This is a genomic window from Nonomuraea sp. NPDC004186 (assembly GCF_053603495.1).
Map to the genome: position 1 here is coordinate 1 of NZ_JBSGFQ010000031.1, position 23,255 is coordinate 23,255.

At 72.9% G+C, this 23,255-nt stretch carries 19 protein-coding genes; 10 read left to right on the forward strand and 9 right to left on the reverse strand.

What is annotated here, in order from left to right:
- On the forward strand, positions 1-995 hold a 995-nt coding region (locus ACWEPL_RS24725; protein WP_452437541.1), incomplete at its 5' end, for a CHAT domain-containing protein.
- Between the two features lie 49 nt (positions 996-1,044).
- Here the strand turns inward: ACWEPL_RS24725 and ACWEPL_RS24730 are convergent.
- The 4 genes from ACWEPL_RS24730 to ACWEPL_RS24745 form a co-directional block, all read right to left on the reverse strand.
- Positions 1,045-1,395, reverse strand: coding sequence for an STAS domain-containing protein (locus tag ACWEPL_RS24730; RefSeq protein ID WP_452437542.1), 351 nt, complete (start codon positions 1,393-1,395; stop codon positions 1,045-1,047).
- A gap of 87 nt (positions 1,396-1,482) precedes the next feature.
- Entirely contained in the window at positions 1,483-2,910 is a 1,428-nt protein-coding gene (locus tag ACWEPL_RS24735; RefSeq protein ID WP_452437543.1) for an MFS transporter, read from the reverse strand.
- A gap of 109 nt (positions 2,911-3,019) precedes the next feature.
- Entirely contained in the window at positions 3,020-3,619 is a 600-nt protein-coding gene (locus tag ACWEPL_RS24740) for a TetR/AcrR family transcriptional regulator (RefSeq protein ID WP_363974669.1), read from the reverse strand.
- Between the two features lie 26 nt (positions 3,620-3,645).
- Positions 3,646-4,089 carry a CBS domain-containing protein gene (locus ACWEPL_RS24745; protein ID WP_350727734.1) on the reverse strand — a complete coding sequence of 148 codons (444 nt, stop codon included), beginning with the start codon at positions 4,087-4,089 and terminating at the stop codon, positions 3,646-3,648.
- Positions 4,090-4,325: 236 nt separating this feature from the next.
- On the opposite strand from ACWEPL_RS24745, the gene ACWEPL_RS24750 reads away from it, so the two are divergent.
- Together ACWEPL_RS24750 and ACWEPL_RS24755 are read left to right on the forward strand one after the other, a co-directional pair.
- Positions 4,326-5,666 (forward strand): TrkH family potassium uptake protein, encoded by a 1,341-nt coding sequence (locus ACWEPL_RS24750; protein ID WP_452437595.1) that lies wholly within the window; start codon positions 4,326-4,328, stop codon positions 5,664-5,666.
- Complete coding sequence (locus ACWEPL_RS24755; RefSeq protein ID WP_357753897.1) at positions 5,659-6,315, forward strand: potassium channel family protein; 657 nt, start codon at positions 5,659-5,661, stop codon at positions 6,313-6,315. Before ACWEPL_RS24750 ends, ACWEPL_RS24755 begins: the two co-directional genes overlap by 8 nt.
- On the opposite strand, the gene ACWEPL_RS24760 is transcribed toward ACWEPL_RS24755, so the two are convergent.
- Entirely contained in the window at positions 6,312-7,460 is a 1,149-nt protein-coding gene (locus ACWEPL_RS24760) for an epoxide hydrolase family protein (protein ID WP_452437544.1), read from the reverse strand. The genes ACWEPL_RS24755 and ACWEPL_RS24760 overlap by 4 nt on opposite strands.
- Before the next feature lie 63 nt (positions 7,461-7,523).
- On the opposite strand from ACWEPL_RS24760, the gene ACWEPL_RS24765 reads away from it, so the two are divergent.
- Together ACWEPL_RS24765 and ACWEPL_RS24770 are read left to right on the forward strand one after the other, a co-directional pair.
- On the forward strand, positions 7,524-8,486 hold the full coding sequence (locus tag ACWEPL_RS24765; protein WP_452437545.1) for a helix-turn-helix transcriptional regulator: 963 nt from the start codon (positions 7,524-7,526) through the stop codon (positions 8,484-8,486).
- An 11-nt stretch (positions 8,487-8,497) separates the two neighbouring features.
- Entirely contained in the window at positions 8,498-9,082 is a 585-nt protein-coding gene (locus ACWEPL_RS24770; protein ID WP_452437546.1) for an NADAR family protein, read from the forward strand.
- Here the strand turns inward: ACWEPL_RS24770 and ACWEPL_RS24775 are convergent.
- A complete protein-coding gene (locus tag ACWEPL_RS24775; protein ID WP_452437547.1) occupies positions 9,061-9,603 on the reverse strand; it encodes an RNA 2'-phosphotransferase in 543 nt (180 codons plus the stop codon). The genes ACWEPL_RS24770 and ACWEPL_RS24775 overlap by 22 nt on opposite strands.
- Positions 9,604-9,736: 133 nt before the next feature.
- Between ACWEPL_RS24775 and ACWEPL_RS24780 the strand changes: the two genes are divergently transcribed.
- From ACWEPL_RS24780 to ACWEPL_RS24800, 5 genes are all read left to right on the forward strand, one after another.
- Positions 9,737-10,276: a DUF892 family protein gene (locus tag ACWEPL_RS24780; protein ID WP_350727741.1), complete on the forward strand. Its 540-nt coding sequence runs from the start codon at positions 9,737-9,739 to the stop codon at positions 10,274-10,276.
- Between the two features lie 31 nt (positions 10,277-10,307).
- Entirely contained in the window at positions 10,308-13,235 is a 2,928-nt protein-coding gene (locus ACWEPL_RS24785; RefSeq protein WP_452437548.1) for an FAD-binding and (Fe-S)-binding domain-containing protein, read from the forward strand.
- A 145-nt stretch (positions 13,236-13,380) separates the two neighbouring features.
- Positions 13,381-14,241 (forward strand): FG-GAP-like repeat-containing protein, encoded by an 861-nt coding sequence (locus ACWEPL_RS24790; protein WP_452437549.1) that lies wholly within the window; start codon positions 13,381-13,383, stop codon positions 14,239-14,241.
- Positions 14,242-14,279: 38 nt separating this feature from the next.
- On the forward strand, positions 14,280-18,212 hold the full coding sequence (locus tag ACWEPL_RS24795) for a hypothetical protein (protein ID WP_452437550.1): 3,933 nt from the start codon (positions 14,280-14,282) through the stop codon (positions 18,210-18,212).
- The gene (locus tag ACWEPL_RS24800) at positions 18,212-18,562 is read left to right on the forward strand and encodes a hypothetical protein (RefSeq protein ID WP_452437551.1); all 351 of its coding nucleotides are present in this window, start codon (positions 18,212-18,214) and stop codon (positions 18,560-18,562) included. Before ACWEPL_RS24795 ends, ACWEPL_RS24800 begins: the two co-directional genes overlap by 1 nt.
- A 72-nt stretch (positions 18,563-18,634) precedes the next feature.
- Here the strand turns inward: ACWEPL_RS24800 and recD2 are convergent, their stop codons facing one another.
- The 3 genes from recD2 to ACWEPL_RS24815 are packed head-to-tail and all read right to left on the reverse strand — an operon-like array spanning position 18,635 to position 23,207.
- Entirely contained in the window at positions 18,635-20,767 is a 2,133-nt protein-coding gene (recD2, locus tag ACWEPL_RS24805; RefSeq protein ID WP_452437552.1) for an SF1B family DNA helicase RecD2, read from the reverse strand.
- A 32-nt stretch (positions 20,768-20,799) separates the two neighbouring features.
- Complete coding sequence (locus ACWEPL_RS24810; RefSeq protein WP_363974634.1) at positions 20,800-22,065, reverse strand: erythromycin esterase family protein; 1,266 nt, start codon at positions 22,063-22,065, stop codon at positions 20,800-20,802.
- On the reverse strand, positions 22,062-23,207 hold the full coding sequence (locus tag ACWEPL_RS24815) for an acetate/propionate family kinase (RefSeq protein WP_363974631.1): 1,146 nt from the start codon (positions 23,205-23,207) through the stop codon (positions 22,062-22,064). The genes ACWEPL_RS24810 and ACWEPL_RS24815 overlap by 4 nt, the downstream gene beginning before the upstream one ends.
- Between the last annotated feature and the right edge of the window lie 48 nt (positions 23,208-23,255).

The window sequence follows — 23,255 nt, forward strand, 5'->3', positions numbered from 1 at the left end:
GCCCCGGCCTGGCCCCCGCCCCCGTCGGCGCGGTCGAGGAGGCGCTGGCGGCCGGCGACGATGCCATGGTCAGCCTGCTCAACGTCGGGGGCAGGCTGCTGGCGCTGGTGCTCGTGCGCGGCCGGTGCCATCTGTACGAGCTCAGCGCGTACGAACCGGTCGCCGAAGCCGCCCGCCGACTGGCCGGAGACCTCAACGCGCAGGCCGGGCGCACCCTGCGGCCCGCGCTGAGAGAGGTGATCGAGGCGTCCGTCCGGCGGCAGCTGGCGACCATCACCGGCGCGGTCATGGCGCCCCTGCGGCAGGTGTTGTCCGGCGCGCGGGGGATCGTCGTCATCCCGACGATGGGCCTGTCCGCCGTGCCCTGGGGCCTGCTGCCCGACCTGCGCGGCCGGCCCCTGGTGGTGGCGCCGTCCGCGCTGGTGTGGCTGTCGGCCCGGCGCGGGCGGGCGCCGTACGGGCCCGACGGCCCGCCCGTCCTGGTCGCCGGGCCCGGCCTGGACCACGCCGAGACGGAGGTCGAGCGGCTCGCGGCCGTGCACCCCAAGGCGCGCCGGCTCAGCGGCGGGCTGGCCACCGTGTCGGCCACGCTGGAGGCGCTGGACGGCGCGTCCCTCGCCCATTTCGCCGCGCACGGGCACCACGAGCGCGAGAACGTGTTCTTCTCCCGCCTGGACCTGGCCGACGGGCCGCTCATGGCGTACGACCTGCAGCGGCTCGGCCGGGCCCCCGGGCACGTCGTCCTGTCGGCGTGCGACGTGGGCCAGGCGGTGGTACGGGCGGGGGACGAACTGCTCGGCTTCACCGCGGCGCTGCTCCATCTGGGCACGTCCACCGTCATCTCCAGCCCCACCCGGGTGCCGGACCACGTCGCCGAGGCGGTCATGACGGCCTACCACCGGGGCGTGGCCGAGGGCGCGGCCCCGGCCGACGCGCTGGCGGCGGCGTCGGCGGGGGAGCCCGCCGCCACGTTCATGTGCTTCGGCGCCGGCTGATCACAAGAGGTTCGGCCGGGCGGCCGGAGCCCGCCCGGGTGGAGCGTTCCTAGGAGGCCAGGGCGGCGGTGATGGCGCCCTCGACCGTGTCGTGCACGGGCACGTGGGCGATGACGCCGGTCAGCTCGAAGAGCCGGGCGGGCATGCGCTGGACGGCGGCCAGGTGGACCGCGCCGCCGTCCTTGAGGCAGTTGGTGGCGCAGGTCAGCAGCACGTGCAGACCCGAGCTGTCCATGAACGGCACCTCCGACAGGTCGAACACCAGCCTCCCCGCGGGCGCCGGCTGGACCCGCGCGATGTACGCCTCGAGCTGGGCGCGGTTGGCGGCGTCCATCTCACCGATCACGGCGATCACGGTCACGCCGGGCAGTTGCTGGTGCGCCAGCCTCAGTCGCGGCATCTATGCCTTCACCGCTCTCGCCCGGCTTAAGTTGACCATCAATGAAGGATAATGCGCCGGAGACGTTGGCGATATCCCGGTTTTTCGTCAGTGACCGTGACCGTGGCCGTGGCCGACGAACGCCGCGGCCGGTCGGCCCGGCGGCACCAGCCCCAGCGAGACGGCCGCCGCGACCACCGCGACGACGGCGCACAGCGTGAGCCCCGCGACGAAACCTCCGACGCCTCCCGCCGAGCCGGGCGCGAGGCTCGACGCGGCGACCGTCGAGACGGCGGCCACGCCGATCGAGCCGCCGAGCTCGTGGAAGGTGTTGATGACGCCGGACGCCACGCCGTTCTCGCCGGGCGGGATGTTCGCCATGGTCGTCGTGGTGGCCGTCACGAACGCCGGCCCGATGCCCAGCGCCGCCAGGACGAAGCCCGGCAGCAGCGTGGTGTACGCGCTCGCGTCCGGTGAGATGCGCGTCATCAGGGCCGCCCCCGCCGCGGTCAGCACGAAGGACGCCACCGCCACCGGCCGCCCGCCGATCCTGCCGATGAGATGCCCGCCGAGCTGCGCCCCGATGGTGATCGCGATCGCCACGGGCAGGAAGAGCAGGCCCGTCTCCAGCGCGCTGAACCTCAGCACGTGCTGGAGGTAGAGCGAGCTGAGGAAGAACAGCCCCAGCATCAGCCCCGTCGCCATCAGCATGACGAACGTCCCCGAGATCACCGGCCGCCTGGCCAGGGTCTCGGCGCGCATCAGCGGTGACCGTACCGACCGCTCGACCACCACGAACAGGACATAAAGCAGCACCGAACCGGCCAGCGGCAGCACCGTGCCCGCAGCGCCCCAGCCGGCGTCGCCGGCCGTCACCAGCCCGTAGATCAGCAGCGCCGTCGCCAGCGTGACCACCAGCGCGCCGGGCACGTCGACCCGCTCGCCCCGCCCGCGCGCGGGCGGCACCAGGGCGGGCACGGCCGCCAGCACCACCAGCCCGATCGGGACGTTGACGAAGAACACCCACGACCACCCCGGCCCGGCGGTCAGCACGCCGCCGACCAGCACGCCCAGGGCCGCCCCGGTGCCGCCGATGGCCGCCCAGACGCCGAGCGCCCGGCCGCGCCGCTCACCCGTGAAGGTGGTGGTGATCACGGCCAGCGCGGCGGGGGAGAGCAGCGACGCGCCGACTCCCTGCAGCGCCCGTCCGGCGATGAGCGCGGCGCCGCTGCCGGCCAGCCCGCACAGCAGCGAGGCCGCCGTGAACAGCCCCAGGCCCGCCAGGAGCGTGCGGCGCGCGCCCAGCGCGTCCGCGAGCCGCCCGCCGAGCACCATCAGCCCGCCGAAGCAGAGCGTGTACGTGGTCACGACCCAGGTGAGGGACTCGCGGTCGAGCGCGAGGTCCACGCCGATGGTCGGCAAGGCCACCTGTACGACGGTGATGTCCACGATCAGCATGAACTGGGCCAGGCACAGCAGCACCAGCACACCCCATCCGCCGGTGCGCCGCCCGGCGGGAGCCGTATCAAGGCTCATCGGATACCCTCCTTAACTTGAACACTGATGTTCAAGTTAGCACGCATGAACCATACGTGGGTAGGGCATGCTGAAGGGCCGCGGGAGCCCGCGGTCAGGGCCGGTAGGGTTACGGCCGGGTGGGGGCGAGCAGCGAGAGCATCGTCCTGGTCAGCACCAGCTCGACCTCCTCGGGCACGAGCCGCCCCGCCTCACGCTCCTGCGCGGCGGCGTGGATGATCGAGAAGAACGTCGTCACCAGCCACTCCGACGGCAGGTCCGTACGGAACTCGCCCGTGCGCTGCCCGCGCACGATGAGCCGCTCCACCCGCCGCAGCGGCCTTTCGTGGTGCTCCCTGATCCGCTCCGTGGCCAGCACCCGGTCGGCGGCCACGAACAGCCGGCGGTGCCGGTCGAGCACCTCCCACGACGAGCGCAGCAGCCGCGCCATGGCCTCGGGCGCGGGGGCCGTGTCGAGCGAGTCGTCCGCCAGCACCGCGTCCGCCACCTCGACCGCGTGGTCGAGCACCGCGTCCACGAGCGCCTCCCGCGACGGGAAGTGGCCGTACAGCGTCACCCGGCCCACCCCAGCGGCCTTGGCGACGTCCGCCACGCTGGCCGTGGGATCGGCGCTGAGCAACCTGGTGCCGGCTTCGAGGATCGCGGCGATGTTGCGCTCGGCGTCCGCGCGCCGGGCGGGTACGGGCTGTCGTGCCGCGGTCTTGGCCATGCGACCAGCCTACGACGCCGCGCGGGTCACAGCTCCAGGACATGGTCCAGCAGCGACTGCAGCGTGACCGCACCCACCAGCCGGCCCCCGTCGACCACGGCGACCAGCGGGCTGCGCGTGCGCGCCATCAACGCCGCCAGCTCCAGCACGGTCGCCTTCAGGTCGGCGACCGGCAGCTCCTTCGGCTGCTCGGGCAGGCACTCCCGCACGGTCCTGCCCCCGAGCCGCCGCAGGAACAGGTCGGCGTGGGCCTCGTCCACCACCCGGGCCAGCGCCGGGTCGTCCTGGCAGTAGGCGGGCACCGCCAGCCGCAGCACCTGGGTGCCGGGCAGGATGCTGAGGGGGCGCCCGTCGGGATCGACGAGGATGAGCCCCGGCAGGTCCTGCTCCGCCAGGAGCTTCGCGGCTTCCAGCGCCGGGGTGTCCAGAGTGACCGTCGGGAAATCGACGGCGAGATCGCGTGCGCGCATCAGTGGCCTCCGGCGCCCAGCCTACGTCGCCGCCGCCTGCCTCCGGCGGGAGGCGGGGGCGTCAAAAGCGCGCAGGGTTCGCGTCAAGGACGCGTAAGTGCGCCGGCGTCACCCGGGCCTGTTACGGTAGTGCGCGGTGCGCCGGGAAGTCTGGTCGGCTCGGATTTCGGCTGGGGTTCGACGGGGGAGGCGCTCTCGATGCGTGACCTGTGTGGCGGGGCCAGGTGATGAGCATGATGCCGTCGTTCTTGACCCGTTTCCGGCACCCGGCTCAGGTCGTGGCCGCCGGGTTCGTGCTGGCCATCGGGATCGGCACCGTGCTGCTGGCCCTCCCGATCGCCACCACCGAGCGCGCGCCCGCCGACTGGGTCGTGGCCCTGTTCACCGCCACCTCGGCCGTCTGCGTCACCGGGCTGGTGATCGTGGACACCGAGTCGCACTGGTCGGTGTTCGGGGAGGTGGTGATCGCGGGGCTCGTGCAGGTGGGCGGGCTGGGGATCATGACGATGGCCACCCTGTTCACCCTGCTCGTCTCCGGCCGGCTCGGGCTGCGGGCCAGGATCGCGGCGCAGGCGGAGACCAAGACGCTGAGCATGAGCGACGTGCGCCGCGTCGTGCGCAAGGTGGTCCTGTTCAGCCTCGTGTGCGAGGTCGTCGCCGCCGTCGTGCTCACCGCCCGGTTCGCCATCGGGTACGGCGAGCCGCTGGGCCGGGCCGCCTACCTGGGCGCCTTCCACGCGGTCACGGCCTTCAACAACGCCGGGTTCGCGCTCTGGCCGGACAACCTCATGCGGTTCGTCGCCGACCCGTGGATCTGCCTGACCATCGCGCTCGCGGTCATCGTCGGCGGGCTCGGCTTCCCCGTGGTGTTCGAGCTGGCCCGCTCCTGGCGCCACCCGCGCAAGTGGAGCGTGCTGACCCGGGTCACCGTGGGCGTGAGCGTCACCCTGCTGGTGCTGGGCACCCTGGTCTTCCTGATGACCGAGTGGCGCAACCCCCGCACGCTGGGCGCGCTCGACGATCCCGGCAAGCTGCTGGCCGCGTTCTTCGCCGCGGTCATGCCTCGCTCGGCCGGGTTCAACACCCTGGACATCTCCCAGATGTACCCGTCGAGCTGGCTGGCCACCGACGTGCTGATGTTCATCGGCGGCGGCAGCGCGGGCACGGCGGGCGGGCTCAAGGTGACCACGTTCGGGCTGCTGGCGTTCGTCGTCTGGGCCGAGGTGCGCGGCGAGAGCCGGGTCAACATCGGCCATCGCAGGCTCCCCGAGGCCACGCAGCGCCAGGCAGTCACGATCACGGTGCTGGGCGTCACGCTGGTCGCCGTGTCCACGTACGTGCTGCTCGCGCTCACCCCGCACGGCCTGGACCAGGTGCTGTTCGAGGTGGTCGCGGCGTTCGGCACGGCGGGGCTGAGCACCGGCATCACCCCGAGCCTGGGCGTGGCCGGTCACCTGCTGCTGACGGTGCTGATGTTCATCGGCAGGATCGGCCCGCTCACCATGGGCTCCGCGCTGGCGCTCAACCAGCGCTCCCGACATTACGAGCTACCCGAGGAGCGAGTCATCGTTGGCTGACAACAACCCCGTCGTGGTCATCGGCCTCGGCCGGTTCGGCACGTCGCTGGCGCTGGAGCTGACCCGGCGCGGCACCGAGGTCCTAGCCATCGACCACCGGCCCAAGGTCACGCAGAGCCTGGCCGGGCGGATCACGCAGATCGCGACCGCGGACGCCACCGACATGGAGGCGCTGCGCCAGCTCGGCGTGCCCGACTTCTACCAGGCGGTGGTGGCCGTCGGCGGTGACATCGAGGCGAGCATCCTCACCACGTCGCTGCTGGTCGAGCTCGAGATCAACGACATCTGGGCCAAGGCGATCAGCACCCAGCACGGCCGCATCCTGAGCCGCATCGGCGCCCACCACGTCGTCTTCCCCGAGCACGACATGGGCGAGCGGGTGGCCCACCTGGTGAGCGGGCGCATGCTCGACTACATGCAGGTGGACGAGGACTTCGCGCTGGCCAAGACCACCCCGCCCAAGGAATACGTCGGCGTCCCGCTCGGCCGCTCCAACCTGCGCCGCAAGTACGGCGTCACGATCGTGGCGGTCAAGGCGCCGGGCGAGGAGTTCACCTACGCCACCGCCGAGACCGAGCTGTCCTACGGCGACGTCGTCCTCGTCTCCGGCCGGACCGAGCAGATCGAGCGCTTCGCCGAGCTGCCCTAGCGGAGCCGGCCGAAGAACTCGCGCAGGTCCGTCACCAGCAGGTCCGGGGTCTCCAGCGCCGCGAAGTGGCCCCCGCGGCCGAACTCCGTCCAGCGCACCACGTTGTGCACCCGATCGGCCAGCGGGCGCACCGAGAAGTCCGTCGGGAAGACGGCCGCCGCGGTGGGCACCGTGCCCCGCTCCCTGGGCGCCCACGCGCTGAAGTCGTTGAACCGCTCGTAGTACGTGTGCGCCGTCGACCCCGCCGTCTGCGTGAACCAGTAGATGCTGACGTCGGTGAGGATCCGGTCGCGGTCCACGGCGTCCTCGGGCAGCTTCGCCTCGGGGTCCGTCCAGTCCTTGAACTTCTCCACGATCCAGGCGAGTTGCCCGGCCGGCGAGTCGTGCAGCGCGGCGGCGATGGTCTGCGGCCGGGTGCCGTGCAGCTGCATGTACGCCCCGAGCTTGTCCTGCCACTCCCGCATCCCGGCCATCCGCGCCTGCTCGGCCTCGTTCAGCGAGCCCGTCACGGCCGGGTCGGGGAAGGTGAGCAGCCCGTTGACGTGCACGCCGACGACGTGGTCCGGCGCGGCCCGGCCCATCAGGGGAGCGATGAAGGCGCTCACGTCGCCGCCCTGGACGCCGTACCGCTCGTACCCGATCCGGGACATCAGCTCCACGAGCGCGGCCGCCGTGCGGCCGTCCGTCCAGCCGGCGCCCGGCAGCGGGCCGGAGAAGCCGTAGCCGGGCAGCGACGGGATGACCAGGTGGAAGGCGTCGGCGGCGGCGCCGCCGTGCGCGACCGGGTCGGTGAGCGGGCCGATGACGTCGAGGAACTCGACGACCGAGCCGGGCCAGCCGTGCAGGAGCAGCAGCGGGGTGGCGTCCGGCTCGGCGGAGCGGACGTGCAGGAAGTGCACGTCCGCGCCGCCGACCGTGGTCGTGAACTGCGGGTACGCGTTCAGCGCCGCCTCCTGGGCGCGCCAGTCGAAGCCGTCGGCCCAGTACGCGGCCAGGTCGCGCAGGTAGCCGGTGGGCACGCCGCGCTCCCAGCCGGTGCCGGGCAGCTCGGGGGCCCAGCGCGTACGCCGGAGGCGCTCGCGCAGGTCGTCGAGGTCGGCCTGCGGGATGTCGATGCGATAGGGGGTGATGCCGCTGTTCGTCATGCCTGAGACAGTAGAAGGGATTGGTGACAGGTTCTGGCACCGATGTCCGGCAGAATCATCCTCATGTTGGAGACCTCGGCGCGGCTGCTCCGCCTGCTGTCCCTGCTCCAGTCGCGCATGGATTGGAGCGGCGCCGAGCTGGCCGGACGGCTGGAGGTCGGCCTGCGCACCGTGCGGCGCGACATCGAGCGGCTGCGCGAGCTCGGCTATCCCGTGGACGCCACCCCCGGCGTGGCCGGCGGCTACCGGCTCGGCGTGGGCGCCGCGCTGCCGCCGCTGCTGCTGGACGACGAGGAGGCGGTGGCCGTGGCGATCAGCCTGCGTACGGCCGCGACCGGCAGCGTCGCCGGGCTGGAGGAGGTCGCGCTGCGGGCGCTGGCCAAGCTCCACCAGGTGCTGCCGTCTCGGCTGCGGCACCGGGTGAGCGCGTTCCAGGCGGCGACGGTGCCGCTGGCGGGCGCGGCGGCCCCGGAGGTGAACGCCGACGTGCTGGCCGGGCTCGCCGCCGCCTGCCGCGACCACCGGCGCCTGCGGCTGCGCTACCGGGGGCGGGACGGCGTCACGGCGCGCGAGGTGGAGCCGCACCGGCTCGTGCACACGCCGCGCCGCTGGTACCTGCTGGCGTGGGACGTGGCCAAGGAGGACTGGCGGACGTTCCGGGTGGACCGGATCGAGGATCCCCTGGGGGAGCCGGGAGCCCGGTTCACGCCGCGTGCGGCGCCCCAGGAGGACGTGGCCGCGTACGTCTCGCGCGCCATCACCTCCGCGCCCTACCGCTACCGGGCGCGCATCCTCTTCCACGCGCCCATGGAGGCGGTCGCGCCGCGCACCTCGCCGGGGGCCGGGCGGCTGGCGGCGGTGGACGAGCGCACGTGCCTGTTCGAGGCCGGCTCCAACTCGCTGGAGGAGCTGGCGATCCACGTCGCGGCCAAGGGCTTCGACTTCGAGGTGCTCGACCCGCCCGAGCTGGTGCCGGTGCTGCGCGAGGTCGCCGACCGCCTCATGAGAGCGGGCTCGCGAGCGTAAGGTACGGGGACATGTCCGACGAACTTCCCATGACCGTGGACGAGGCCGTCGCCGCCGAGCGGTCCGGCCGGCACGTCAAATATCTGTACTTCTGGGGCCACCAGCCCGCCCGCGACGGCGGCGTCGGACCGGGCTGCCTCAGCCAGTGGTGGCCGGTCACCTTCACGGAGGACGGCCACACGTACGCCTCGGCCGAGCACTACATGATGGCGCACAAGGCGTGGCTGTTCGGCGACGGGGAGAGCGCGGACAAGATCCTCGAGGCCGGCCACCCGGGCGAGGCCAAGGCGCTGGGCCGGACCGTACGGGGCTTCGACGAGCCCACGTGGGACGCCCACCGCTTCGGCATCGTGGTGCGCGGCAACGTCGCCAAGTTCGGGGCGCACGACGACCTGGCGGAGTTCCTGCTCGGCACGTCGAGCCGGGTCCTGGTGGAGGCGAGCCCGCTGGACCGGGTGTGGGGCATCGGGCTGGCGGCCTCGGACGAGCGGGCCGCGTCACCGGCCGCGTGGCAGGGTGCCAACCTGCTCGGCTTCGCGCTGATGGCCGCCCGCGACACCCTGCGCGCCCGCCGTCAGGAGGGGAACCGCAGGTAGCCGGGTGGCACGTGGTCGGCCAGCCACACCCCGTTGGCGCTGACCCGGAACTCGTGCCCGCCGGCGTGCATCGCCTCGGCCGCGACCACCAGCACCACGGGCACGCCCCGCCGGGCCCCCACCCGCGTCGCCGTCTCCCGGTCGGGCGACAGGTGCACGTGGTGCCGGTTCATGGGCCGCAGCCCCTCCTCCTTGATCGCCGCCAGGAACCGGCCAACGGTGCCGTGGTAGAGCACCTCGGGCGGCCGCACGGCGGGCAGGTCGAGATCCACCGGCACCGAGTGCCCCTGGCTCGCCCGGATCCGGCCGTCCTCGATCGCGTAGCGCCGCTTGTCGTTGGCCTCGACGACCTTCCACAGCTCCGCGGCGGTGATCGGGAACCCGTGCTCGGCCGCCGCCCGCAGCAGGGTGTCCACCGGCACCCACCCGTTCGGGTCCAGCGTGAGGCCGATGCGCCCCGGGTCGTGCCGCAGGTGCCTGGCCAGATATTTGGAAACGCGTATCAAGCGCCGTTCGTCCATCACCGCCATGATCCCGCGCCCGTCAACCGGGTTTCGACGTGACTGTCCCCGGGTGTCGCAGCCCGCCTGCGACGTCCCGCAAAGTTACCTTTGACCTGGGGGAACTCCTTGCCGGGGGAAGGACAGGACAGACATGAGCCACACCGACGACTTCGTGCTGGACGTCACCAGAATCCGTGACCAAGTGCGGCAGAAGATGAACGAAGGTCCGATCACGGGCACCTTCGGGCACGACCCGCAGAAGGTCATCAACATCCTCAACGATGTCATCGCGACCGAGGTGGTGTGCTGGCTCAGGTACACCAGGCACGCCATCTCGGCCAAGGGGATCGACCGGGCGCAGGTGTCGGCGGAGTTCACCGAGCACGCCCAGGAGGAGCTGCAGCACGCGCTGCGCGCCGCCGAGCGCGTGAGCCAGCTCGGAGGGGAGCCCGACTTCGACCCCGCCAGCCTCGTGCAGCGCTCCCACACCGACTACCAGGTCCCCGCCGACACCGACCTGCGCGGCCTGCTGGAGGCGAACCTCTGGGCCGAGCGCATCGTCATCTCCACCTACCAGGAGATCATCCGCTGGCTGGGCGAGGGCGATCCGACGACGCGGCGGCTCATGGAGTCGATCCTCGAAGAGGAAGAAGAGCACGCCGACGACCTCACCGATCTGCTCGGCGTCTAGGGCCGGGCGGCGGACGATGGCGGGCGAAGCTATGGACAGCCTGATCAGAACACCGGCCGCGCGCCCGCGCCGGCCGCTCGAGATCGACGTGGAGCCGCTCCAGCGGCGGCTGGAGGAGACGGTCGACGGCGAGATCCGGTTCGACACCGGCAGCCGCGCCGCCTACGCGCGGGACGCCTCCAACTACCGGCAGGTGCCCATCGGCGTCGTGGTGCCCTACACGCTCGACGCCGGGGTGGCGGCGGTGGCCGCGTGCCGCTCCCGCGACGTGCCGGTGCTGTCCCGGGGCGGTGGCACCAGCCTGGCCGGGCAGTGCTGCAACGTGGCCGTGGTGATCGACTGGTCCAAGCACTGCGGCGCGGTCGAGTCCGTGGACGTCGCGGGCAGGCGGATCACGGTGCAGGCCGGCGCCGTGCTGGACGGGGTCAACCACGTGCTGGAGCCGGAGGGCCTGATGGTCGGGCCCCGGCCGTCCAGCCATCCGACCTGCACCATCGGCGGCATGATCGGCAACAACTCGTGCGGGGCGTCCGCGCAGGCGTACGGGAAGATGTCGGAGTCGGTGCTGCGGCTGGAGATCCTCACCTACGACGGCGTGCGCATGTGGGTCGGCCCGACCGACGACGACGAGTACGCCAGGATCCAGGCCGTGGGCGGGCGGCCGGCCCAGCTCTACCGGCAGCTGCGCGAGCTGCGCGACGACACCATGGAGCTGGTGCGCACCCGCTTCCCCAAGCTGGAGCGGCGCATCTCCGGCTACAACCTCGACCAGCTCCTGCCCGAGAACGGCTTCAACCTGGCCCGCGCCCTCGTCGGGAGCGAGGGCACGCTGGTGACCGTGCTGCGCGCCGAGCTGGCCGTGGTGCCGAGGCCGGCCGCGCGGTCGCTGGCGGTGCTCGGCTTCGAGGACATCTTCGCGGCGGCCGACGCCGTCCCCGCCGTGGCCGGGCACCGGCCGCTGGCGCTGGAGGCCATGGACGACCGGATGTGCCGGCTCGCCCGCCAGGAGCGGCCCGACGATCCCGCGCTCCGCGACCTGCCGGAGGGGCGGGGGTGGCTGCTGGTGCAGTTCGGCGGCGACACCGCCGAGGAGGCGCTCGAACGGGCGCAGGGGCTGATGCGCGACGTGGGGCGGCACGCGACCCACACCTTCCTCGGCGACCCGGCCAAGGAGGACGAGCTGTGGCGCTGGCGCGAGGCCAGCCTGGGCGTGGAGGCGTACCCGCCGGAGGGCCGGGAGACGTACGAGGGCTGGTCGGACGCGGCCGTGCCGCCCGAGCGGCTGGGCACGTACCTGCGCGACTACGAGCAGCTGCTGCGCCGCCACGGCTACGCGGGCTCGGCCCTGTACGGGCATTTCGGACAGGGATGCGTGCACGGGAGGCTCCCGCTCGACCTGCACACCGACGACGGAATCGCCCGATTCCGGGCGTTCGCGGAGGAGGCGGCCGATCTGGTGGCCGCCTTCGGCGGCTCGCTGTCGGGGGAGCACGGCGACGGGCAGGCGCTGGCCGAGCTGCTGCCGCGCATGTACGGCGACGAGGTGGTGGAGGCGTTCGGCCGGTTCAAGGCCGTCTTCGACCCGCGCAACCGGATGAACCCCGGCAAGGTCGTCCACCCCAACCGCCTCGACCAGGACCTCGCCCAGCGGCACTTCTACCCGCTGGAGCCCCGGCAGAAGTCCTTCGACTACCAGGGCGACCACGGCCGGTTCGGGCACGCCGCCACCCGGTGCGTCGGGATCGGCAAGTGCCGCCAGGACACCTTCGAGGGCGGGGTGATGTGCCCCAGCTACCGGGTGACGCGCGAGGAGGAGCACTCCACGCGGGGACGGGCCCGGCTGCTGGGGGAGATGGTGCGCGGCGAGCTGATCACGGACGGCTGGCGCTCGGCCGCCGTGCGCGACGCGCTCGACCTGTGCCTGGCCTGCAAGGGCTGCCGGTCCGAGTGCCCGGTGAACGTCGACATGGCCACGTACAAGGCCGAGTTCCTGTCCCACCACTACCGGCGCCGGATCCGGCCCCGCGAGCACTACTCCATGGGCTGGCTGCCGATGTGGGCGGCGCTCGCCTCCGCCATGCCCGGCCCGCTCAACGCCCTGGCGCACACGCCGGGCCTGTCGCGGCTGCTCAAGGCCGTCGCGGGGGTCGCGGCCGAGCGGGAGCTGCCCCGTTTCGCGAACGAGCGCTTCATCGACTGGTTCAAGCGGCGGGGCCCGGCGCGGCCCGGCACGCGGGGCAAGGTCGTGCTGTGGGCGGACACGTTCACGAACAACTTCGACCCGCACATCGGGCAGGCGGCGGTGAGCGTGCTGGAGGCGGCCGGGTTCGAGGTGCACGTGCCGCCGGTGGCGCTGTGCTGCGGGCTGACCTGGATCTCCACGGGACAGCTCGGGGTCGCGCGGCGGGTGCTGGCCCGCAGCGTGCGCGCGCTGCGGCCGTGGGCGGAGTCCGGGATCCCGGTGGTGGGGCTGGAGCCGAGCTGCACCGCCGTGTTCCGCGCCGACGGGCCGGAGCTGCTGAACACGCCGGACACGCGGCTGCTGTCGGAGCGCACGCTGACGCTCGCCGAGCTGCTGGAGTCGCGGGCGCCCGACTGGCGCCCGGCCTCCCCGGGCGGGGAGGCGGTGGCGCAGGTGCACTGCCACCAGAGCGCCATCATGGGGTACGACGCCGACCGCGCCGTTCTCGACCGCTTCGGCATCCGCACGGAGGTCCTGGACGCGGGCTGCTGCGGCCTGGCCGGAAACTTCGGGTTCGAACGCTCGCACTACGACGTCTCGGTGGCCTGCGCGGAGGAGTCCGTCTGGCCCGCCGTCCGGGCGGCGGGGCCTGACCAGGCGATCCTCGCGGACGGCTTCTCCTGCCGCACCCAGATCTCCGCCTCCCGCACCGGCCGCCAGGCCCGCCACCTGGCCGAGCTCCTGGCCACGTCGCTGTCCCGCCCGGAACCCGGCTGAGCCACCCTCCGTGGTGCTTCCTGCGGGCAGAGCGAGTACGCCGCCCGCGGGAAGCGCAACGGAAGCGATCCGGTAGCGCTTTGCGCAACGGTCGGGTCCGTCCTGAAAGATCCTTTCACCTCTTCCTCATACGAGGTCACGTCGAATGTCCACATTCTTACGCTGGGCGCCAGTCCGTACCAGAACGCTGGCGGCGCTGGCTCTGCTCACCGTCCTGGGCTCGCTGCTCACCGCGCCCGCCGCGTCCGCCACCGCGGCGGGCGCGCCGATGCTGCCCCTGTTCGTCCGCAGGGCGAGCGACGGCCACCTGCTCGCCTACGAGCCCAAGGGCACCGGCGGCCTCCAGACCCCCGTCGACCTCGGCGGCGGCTTCTCCGCGGCGACCGCGATCCTGCGCGCCACCACCTCGGAGAACGGCACCGGCAACGACCTGTTCTTCCGCCTGGGCGGCGAGCTCTACTACACCGCCGAACGCGGCACCTCGACCATGCCGGTCGCCTCGACCATGGACCAGTACAACCTGATCATGACCCCGGGCAACATGGGCAGCAGCGCCTCGCCCGAGATCATCGCGCGGGACACCGCCGGCGCTCTGTGGCTCTACCCCGGCCGCTCCGACGGCGGTCTCGCGGCCCGGGTCCAGGCCGGGACCGCCGGCTGGAACGGCATGGACGCCCTGGCCGGGTACGGCGACTACACCGGCGACGGCAAGAACGACCTGCTGGCCAGGACCACCGCCGGCACCCTCTACCTCTATCCGGGAACGGGCGGCGTCACCGAGAACCAGATCCTGGGCGCCCGCGTCAGCGCGGGCACCGGCTGGGACGCCTACACCGCGCTGGTCTCGACCGGCGACAACAACGGGGACGGCAAGGCCGACCTGATCGCCCGCGACTCCGCCGGCGCGCTCTGGCTCTTCAAGGGAACGGGCGTCTCCTCGGCCCCCTTCGCGGCCAAGGAGAAGATCGGCAACGCGGGCTGGAACGCCTTCAACGCCTTCTTCTGAGCGCACCCGTCCCCGTAACCAACGGCTGAAAGCTGACCATGTTCACCACCACATCACGGCGCCCTTTATCGGGATGGCTTCGCGCTGCCGCCGCGACCCTCGCCTCCATCACCGTCCTCTCCGCGCAGGTCGTGCCCCTGCCCGGCGCCCGCCCGGCGGCCGCCTTCGCCGACGCCGCCGAGTACGACCTCGCGCACGCCGCGTCGGTCCGCGCGGCCCAGTGCCTGCTCACCACCGCGCAACGCAGGGGCGGCCAGGACCTCAAAGCCGTCGCCCGCGCCGGGCTGGGCGGCACCGACGACGTCCTGCTGCGCAACGCCGCCGACGACTACTGGGCCGACCCGCCGACCCCGCTGCACGCCGCCTTCGACAAGGACGAGGAGCGGACCGGGGTCAAGCTGAACGAGCTCAACGACCGGCACTACGTCTGGGAGGGGTCGCTCGCCGTCCCGCCCCCGAAGGGTTATACGGACGTCCAGTTCCAGCGGATCGACCAGAAGGACAACCCGTTCACCAAAGTGGGCCTGTCCACCTGGATCTCCAACCAGTACTGGCAGCACGAGGACGACTTCTACGCCGATCAGACCCCGCGGGCCGCCAAGGAGTCCGTGGACGCGGTCAACAAGATCGCCGAGGAGCGTTACCCCGCCGGCGGCGAGGACGAGGAGGGGCGGCAGGCGTGGAAGGACCTGACCGCCGACCACCCCATGTACGCCGACGACGCGCGGGCCTTCCTGGAGCGCGGCGGCTTCCCGACCGGCGCGCCCGATCCGGACAGCATGGAGTTCCGGGTCGACGTCGAGAACCTCAAGGCCCGCTACGCCTCCTGCACCACCGCCAACCCGCCGGACCCGCACGAGGTGCTGAAGGCCGAGTTCGCCGCCGCCTCGCAGGAGTGGCAGCAGGAGGTCGACGGCCAGCGCGCCCAGCGTGACACCATCCTCAACGAGGAGGCCGGGGCCGCCGCCGACCTCCAGGTCGCCTCCCAGGCATTGGGCGAGGCGCTGGGCCAGTCGATCATCGCGAGCCGGCTGACCGAATGGCAGGCGTACTGGCTCAAGCAGTCGCCGGACGACCTGTCCTACCCGAGCGCGGCGGAGTTCGCCAAGGTCAAGAACGACATCGTCAAGGCCCAGGCGATGGCTCTGGGCCGGGTGTTCGTCGCCTCGCGGGCCGCGCAGTCGGCCCAGCGGCACGCCACCGCCGCCGTCACGGCCCAGCAGGCCGCGTACGCGATCGCCGACGCCGCCGGGCTGCCACGGGGCCGCGGCCTGCTCTACGGGCAGCAGGCCGTCCAGGTAGCCCGCGCCTCGGCCGCCGCCACGCAGGCCGTTTCCAAGGCCACCGAGACCGCGGGCAACGCCACCCGCGCCTCGGCCGCCGACAGCAAGACGCTGATGGCGCTGGCCGAGACGCAGGCGCACGCCTCACGGGCGGAGTTCCGGCGGATGGCCGCCGAGGAGGCCGCCGCGCAGGCCAAGGCCGCCGCCGACGGCGCCGCGGCGCAGGCGGCTCTCGCGGCCGAGAACGCGACCAAGGCCAAGAACGCCCAGGCCAGGGCCGAGGCCGCCGAGCAGACGGCGAAGGCGGCGGCCGACGACGCCCGCGCCAAGCGGGAGATCGCCGAGTCCGAGCGCGACAACGCGGAACGGCAGAAGAACATCGCCGCCGAGCAGCGCGCCAACGCCGCCGCCGCGGAACAGCGGGCCCAGTCCGAACGGCAGACGGCCGCCAACGCGCTGAGCGCCGCCCAGGGCGCCGGCGCCACCGCGGCCGACAAGAAGGAAGCGGCGCTGGAGGCCGAGCGTAAGGCGGCCGCGGCCCGTACCACCGCCCTGGAGGCCGAGAGCACCCGGGACACCCTGCAGGCCAAGGCCTCTGCCCGCGAGGCGTACGCCGCGGCCGCCGAGGGCACCGATGCCGCTGAGGGGGCCAGGACCGCCGCCACCCAGGCGCGTTCCGCGGCCGACCGGGCGACCACCGCCGCGACCAACGCCCGCGCCGCCGCCGACCAGGCCACCGCGGCCGCGTCCGCCGCCCGCGAGGCGGCCACGCGGGCCGAGGCCTCCGCGGCCCGGGCCAGGTCCGCCTCCGACGCGGCCCAGCGCGACGTCACGATCACCAACGCGGCGGTCAAGAAGGCCCACGCCGCGGCGGCCGACGCCATCAAGGCGTCGTGGGATGCGTCCATCAACGTCCGTGATGCCGAGCAGTACGCGAAGACCGCCATGGCCAACGCGGTGCGGGCCAAGATGGACGCCGTCGTCGCCCGTAAAGAGGCCGACGCCGCGCATGTCAGCGCGGTCAAGACCGCCGGGTTCGCCTACGCCACCGCCCAGGCCGCGCTGGCCGCCCGCGACTCCTCCGCCCAGGTCATCAAGCCGGCCAACGACGCCATCGAGCTCGGCTCCCCGTACAAGGAGACCGACGCCTCGGCGGGCCTGGCCGTGCTGACCGCGCAGGCGTCCAAGACGCTGGCCGCCCAGCAGGCCGCCGTCGCCCAGGCCAAGGCCACCCAGGCGAAGAAGGCCGCCGCCGAGGCCGCGGCGCTGGCGGCCCAGGCCGACGCCGACGCCAAGGCGGCCGCCATCGCGGCGGCCGACGCGGCGGATTCCGCGGCCAAGGCCGTCGCCTCCCTCGCCCAGGCGCGGGCCTCAGCGGACGAGGCGGCAGCGGCGGCCAAGGCGGCGGTGAAGGCCGAGGCCAACACAGTCGAGTACGACCGCCGCGCCACCGCCGACGCCGCGGCCGCCGACAAGGCCGCCACCGCCGCCGAAGGCTACGCCGGCGACGCCCGCGACTCGGCCGACGAGGCCGAACGGGACGCCGCCTCGGCCCGCGACGCCGCCAGCGCCGCGGAACAGGACGCCGCCACCGCCCGCGACGTCGCCTCCAAGGCGGAAGCGGACGCGACCGCCGCGGAGGAAGCCGCCAAGAACGCGCGGCAGAGCGCCGAGGAGGCGCAGGCCGCGGCGATCAGGGCCGAGGCGCAGGCCCGCCAGCAGACCCGGGACACCCAGCGCATCGCCACCTGGGACGGCGGCTTCGCGCTGACGGAGGTGGCGACCGACCTGACCGTGGACTCCTGGAACGGGTCGTGCACCACCGGCTGGGGCGGCGACGGGACCTGCGACATCGACATCCCGCTGCACATCCACGGGACGGTGTACTACAACCTCGCGACGTGCCAGATGACGAGCGCGACCGAAGCGGAGTGCACCCGCTACAACCTGCTCGTCAAGGACGTCGACTTCATCGAGCACCGCACGCTGCACATGGACGTGCGGAAGGTGATCCAGGAGTCGTTCAACAACCTGGTGCACGCCGTGCTCGGCGACTTCATCGACTGCGCCAACTTCAAGGCCTCGGGCTGTGCCTGGGTGGCTGGCGAGATCCTGGGCCCGGTGGTCATCGGCAAGATCGCGAAGAGCGTGTTCGCCTTCCGGAACTCCATCCGCACGGGAGTCGGCGCCGAGGAGGCCGTGGCGGGCCTGGAGGCCGAGGCCGGCCTCGACCAGGCGACCGTGCTCGGGCTCGAAGCGCAGGCGGTGCGCGAGCTCGAGGCGCTCGAGGGCGCCAAGGTCTCGCTCGGCAGCCTCAGAGCCGAGTTCGTGGAGTTGGTACGCCGCAGGGCGCTAGGTTGGGACGCGGCGCAGAAGGGATTCAGAAAAGCCGAGATGGAAACCGCACTCCGCATCGAGTCCGAGCGCGGCGTGCGGCTCAGCCGGTCCAACGGCACGAGCGAGGACTGGTTCGACCAGTACGGGCGGTCCTACGACGCGGTGGGCAGCGGTCTCAGCTCGGAGTTCTTCGAGCGGAGCTGGCCGAGCCTGCAGAGTCAGATTCAGTCGCATCTGGGGAAGGCGCAGTTCGTGCCGGTCGACGTCTCTCTGCTCTCGTCCGCCCAGATCGCGACGGTGAAGGCGTTCATCGAACCGCTGGGACGCAACGTCTTCATCGTGGGTGGCTGATGGCGAACGACATCTTCGTCTCCGACGAGTACGCGTGGACCGCGTCGTTCGGGGTGTTCGAGTGGGTGGTCGAGTTCCTGCTGGAAACCATCGAGGACGCGGCCACCAGAGAACACCTCTCGCTGGTCCTCAGCGCCGGTCTCGGAAGCGTCGACCTGAGAGGGCTGCCGGAGGCCGGGCGCGCACAGATCCTGCGAGCCCTGCGCGGGCCGCTGGTGCCGGCGGCCGAGTCGGGCCTCGCGCTCACCCAGCCCGAAGGTGCTCGGCGTTTCACCGTCGGCCATGTCAAAGTCCTGGCCCTCATGGCCGAGGACGTGGCCGGCTCCGCCGGCGGAAAGGGAGCCACCTGAGCTGAGACCGGCGGCCGTCCTCGTCCCGGACGAGGGCGGCCACCGGGCCGGCGTCCACGGTGAGGGGCCGGGCTAGCTTTCCAGGGCGAGGGCCAGGCGGCGGGCCAGGCCGGTGTTGCGCCGGTGGCCGATCCGGTGGACGGCCAGCTCCAGCGCCTCCCGCTGGCCCACCAGCACCACCCACGCCTTCGCCCTGGTCACCAGCGTGTAGAGGAGCTTGCGGCGCAGCATGATCCCGCCCGACTCGGCCACGACGGGCGCCACCACGAACGGGTATTCGCTGCCCTGCGACCGGTGCACGCTGATCGCGTAGGCGTGGGTCAGGTCGTCGAGTTCGTCGAAGCCGTAGCGCACCCGCTCACCGTCGTCGGTCAGGATCTCGATCGTGCGCTCCTCCTGCACGACCGCCGTCACCGTGGCGGTCTCCCCGTTGAAGACGCCCTTGTCGTAGTTGTTGCGGATCGGCATGACCCGGTCGCCCACCCGGAACACCGACGCGCCCGACCAGTGCTCCGGCTTGTCGTCGGCGGCCGGGTTGAGCTGGTCCTGGATCAGGCGGCCGAGCGCGGTGGCGCCCGTCTCGCCCTTGCGCATCGGGCACAGCACCTGCACCTGGTCGGGCTCGACGTTCTGCTTGCGCGGGATCGCCACCATCGCCAGATGGGCCACCCGCCGCGCCACCTGGGCGGGGTCGTCGAGCTCCTCGAACCAGAACCCGCCGCCGGCCGTCCTGACCGGGAGCCGGCCGGCGCGGATGCGGTGGGCGGCGTCGATGATGCCGCTGCCGCCCGCCTGCCGGAAGACGTGGGTGAGCTGGACCCGCGGGACCGCCTCCACGCGCAGCAGGTCGGCGAGCACGTCGCCGGGCCCGATGCTGGGCAGCTGGTCGCCGTCGCCGATGAGCAGCAGATGGCTCCCTGACGGCACCGCGGCGGTCAGCCGGGTGGCCAGGTGGAGATCGAGCATGGACGCCTCGTCCACCACGATCAGGTCGGCCTGCGACGGCGTCTCGTCGAACAGCGTCTCCGGGTCGGGATCGGGCTGGCGGGCGAGCATCCGGTGGATGGTCATCGCCGGCAGCCCGGTCAGCTCCGACAGGCGCTTGGCCGCCTTGCCCGTGGGCGCGGTGAGCGTGACCGTGCCGCCCGCCGCCCTGACCGTGGTCGCGATGGCCTTCACCGTGTGGCTCTTGCCGCACCCGGGACCACCCGTGATGATGGAGACGGTGCTGGTCAGAGCCATGTTGACGGCGGCCTGCTGGTCCTCGTGGAGCCCGGGGTCGTCGGGGAAGGCGCGCAGGGGGAGGGTCGAGCGGGCCCGCATGAGCCGGGCGATCTGCTCGGTCAGCGCCGCCTCCCTGCTGTGCACGTGCTTGGCGTACGCCACCGCCTGGCCCGGCTGGCCCGGCGCGGCCTCCACGACCACCCGGCGGTCGGCCACGAGCGCGTCGATCATCGGGCGCACCAGCTCCTGGTCCTGCTCGATCAGCTCCGCCGTCTCCCGCACCAGCGCGGGCACCGGCACGAAGCAGTGGCCGTCGCGGCTGCCCGCCGCCTCCAGCCGGTCGAGCAGCGCCGCCTTGACCCGCTGCGGGCTGCGCTCGGGCACCCCCGACTGCAGCGCGATCTTGTCGGCGATCCGGAACGCGATCCCCCGCACCCGCCCGATCAGCCGGTAGGGGTCCGTGGCCAGCACCTCGTCGGCGTCCTGCCCGAACACCTGGTAGATCTTGGCCGCCAGCAGCGGGCTGACCCCCAGCCCCTGCAGCGTCACCATCAGCGCGGCGATCGCCTTCTGCTCCTGCCACGCCTGGACGATCTGCCCCTGCCGCAGCGGCCCGATGTTGACGACCTCGGTGAGCCGCTCGGGCTCGCTGTCGATCACCTTGAGCGTGGCCTCGCCGAAGTGGTCGACGATCGCGTACGCCAGGCGCGGCCCGATGCCCCTGATCAGCCCCGACCCCAGGTAGATCCGGATGGCCCGGACCGACGAGGGCACGATGCGCTCGCACCCGCTGACCGCGAAGCGCCGCCCGTAGCGGGGATGGCGGCCCCACTCGCCGAAGATCCGCAGCGTCTCGCCGGGCTGCGCCCCCGCCAGCGCCCGCCCGGTGGCCACGAAGTCGGGCTCGCCGTCGGCGCTCATGCGCGCGACGGTGTATTCGTCCTCCCGGACGTAGACGAGCTGCTCGACCGACGCCTCCACACCGCAGATCCAACCACCTGGCACCGACAAGGTCACATGGCGGTCGGATATGTCGCCGGTTCGGCGTCGCCCCACGGCTCGCCGTGCAGCGGGTGCAGCGCCCTGGTCTCGTCCAGCCAGATGAACGCGTCGTAGCGGCCGCCCACCACCGTGGGCACGTAGTTGCCCCTGAGCTCCCGCTCGGGGTGGTACACGACGCCGACCGCCCGGTGCCCCATCGGCTCGTCGTACCAGGCGGGCCTGGACCACTTGGGCGGGACCACGAACAGCACCTCGGGCTCGACGACGGCCTCGTGCAGCAGCGCCTCCAGCGACGCGGGCCGCGCCGGCGGCACCCGCATGACGTGGTGCTGCGAGCCCCAGGCGGTCGCGGCCACCACGGACCCGCGATGGGTGCCGAACCCCACCAGCACCGCGTCGTCACCGTAGCGCTCCCGGGCCAGCTGCCCGAGGTTGGTCATGCCCGCGGCGGCCATGTCCGTGGCTCGGGCGTCGCCCACGTGGGTGTTGTGCGCCCACACCACGCCCTTGGCGTCGGAGAAGTCCGCAAGCCGGGCCATGGTGTCGGCCATGTGGACGTCCCTGACGTTCCAGGACTCGGGGCCGCCGCGCATCATGGAGCGGTAGTAGCGCTCGGCCCCCGCCACGACCTCGGCGTTCTGGCGCGCGCTGAAGCCCTGCTCGTCGCCGGGCGCCGCGCGGACCACGGCCTGGAGCAGCTGCACGACCTCGTCCTCGCAGCCCTCCGGGACCAGCCGGGTGGCCAGGCCGTACTGCTGCGGGTCGTGGCCGTAGGACTCGAAGCAGTACAACGCGTCGATGACCGGCTCCATCTCGTGCGGCAGCCGGGCGGCGGCGTAGCGGCGTACGGCGCGCAGCGAGTCCCACAGGCTGTAGACGTCCAGGCCGTGGAAGCCGCAGCGCTCCTCGCGCGGCAGCGCGGCGTTGTAGCGCCGCAGCCACCGGCAGAACTGCACGACCTCCTCGTTGGCCCACATGAACGTCGGCCAGCGCTCGAACGCGTAGAGGGCCTCGAAGGGATCGGTGTCGCCGGTCACGGCCCGATGCACCCGTTCGCAGTCGGGCCAGTCGCCCTCGACCCCGACGAAACCGAATCCCTTCTCGGCGATCAGCCGGCGGGTCAGCTCCGCCCGCCAGGCGTAGAAGTCATGCGTCCCGTGGCTGGCCTCGCCGATCAGCACGAACCTCGCCTCGCCCACGCGTTCCATCAGCGGGTCGAGGTCCCCCGGGCCGGTCAGCGGCAGTGCCGAGCGGCGTACCTCGTCGAGAACCGTCATTCGTCCTCCTCCGCGAGCACGTGCAGGCATTCGCGGGCCAGCTGGAGCTCCTCGCGCACCTGCACCACCATGACGGGGACGGCCGCGTCGTACGCGCTGACCGGCCCGTCGTCGTGGCGGTTGCCGAGCGAGGGAGGCTCGATGCCGAGCAGCCCGAGGCGGGCGCAGACGGCCTCGCGCACCTCGGGCTGGTCCCAGCCGATCTCCCCGGTGAACACCAGCGCGTCGATCCGCCGCAGCGAGGTGGCCGCGGCGGCGATCTCCCTGGCCACCCGGTGGCTGAACACCTCCAGCGCCAGCTCCGCGGCCGAGTCGCCCTCCCGCGCGGCCGCCACCAGTTCGCGCGTGTCCCCGGAGAAGCCGCCCGACAGCCCCAGCAGGCCGGAGCGGCGCTCCAGCCCCTCGCTCAGCTCATCCACCGTGAGATGGCCCGGCCCCAGCAGCCACATCAGCATCCCGGGATCCACGCTGCCCGAGCGCCGGGACATCGGCAGCCCCTCCAGCGGGGTGAAGCCCATCGAGGTGTCCAGGCTGCGCCCGCCCGACACCGCGCACACCGAGCAGCCGCCGCCCAGGTGCGTCAGCACGAGATCCAGCTCCGCCGGCGGCCGGCCGAGCAGCTCGGCCGCCCGGTCGGCCGCCCACGCGTACGACAGGCCGTGGAAGCCGTAGCGGCGCAGCCCGTACTTCTCCCGCCAGGACAGCGGCAGCGCGTAGACCGCGGCCTCCTCCGGCAGGCCGGCGTGGAAGGCGGTGTCCGGGCAGAGCACGTGCGGCAGGGCCGGCAGCTCCGCGCGGGCCGCGTCCAGCAGGGCCAGCGCCGGCGGCAGGTGCAGCGGCGCCAGGCTCGTCAGGCCCCGCAGCCCCTCGGCCGTCTCGTCGTCGGCCACGGTCGGGGTGCGGACGAGATCGCCGCCGTGCACGAGGCGGTGCGCCACGGCGCGGATGTCGCGCCCGAAGTGCCCGCCGAGGAACGACGACAGCTCGCTCCTGGCCGAGCCGGGGTCGACGGCGCGCTCGGTGCGCACGCTGTCCAGCACGCAACCGCCCTCCACCAGATCCAGGCGGAGGCTCGACGACCCGGCGTTGACAGTGAGTATCGCCGCCGACTCCGTCACCTGCTCGTCGATCGACACGCCCATGCCCGCTCGGCTACCCCTCATCCCAGGCGCAAAACGGACACCGCGCTT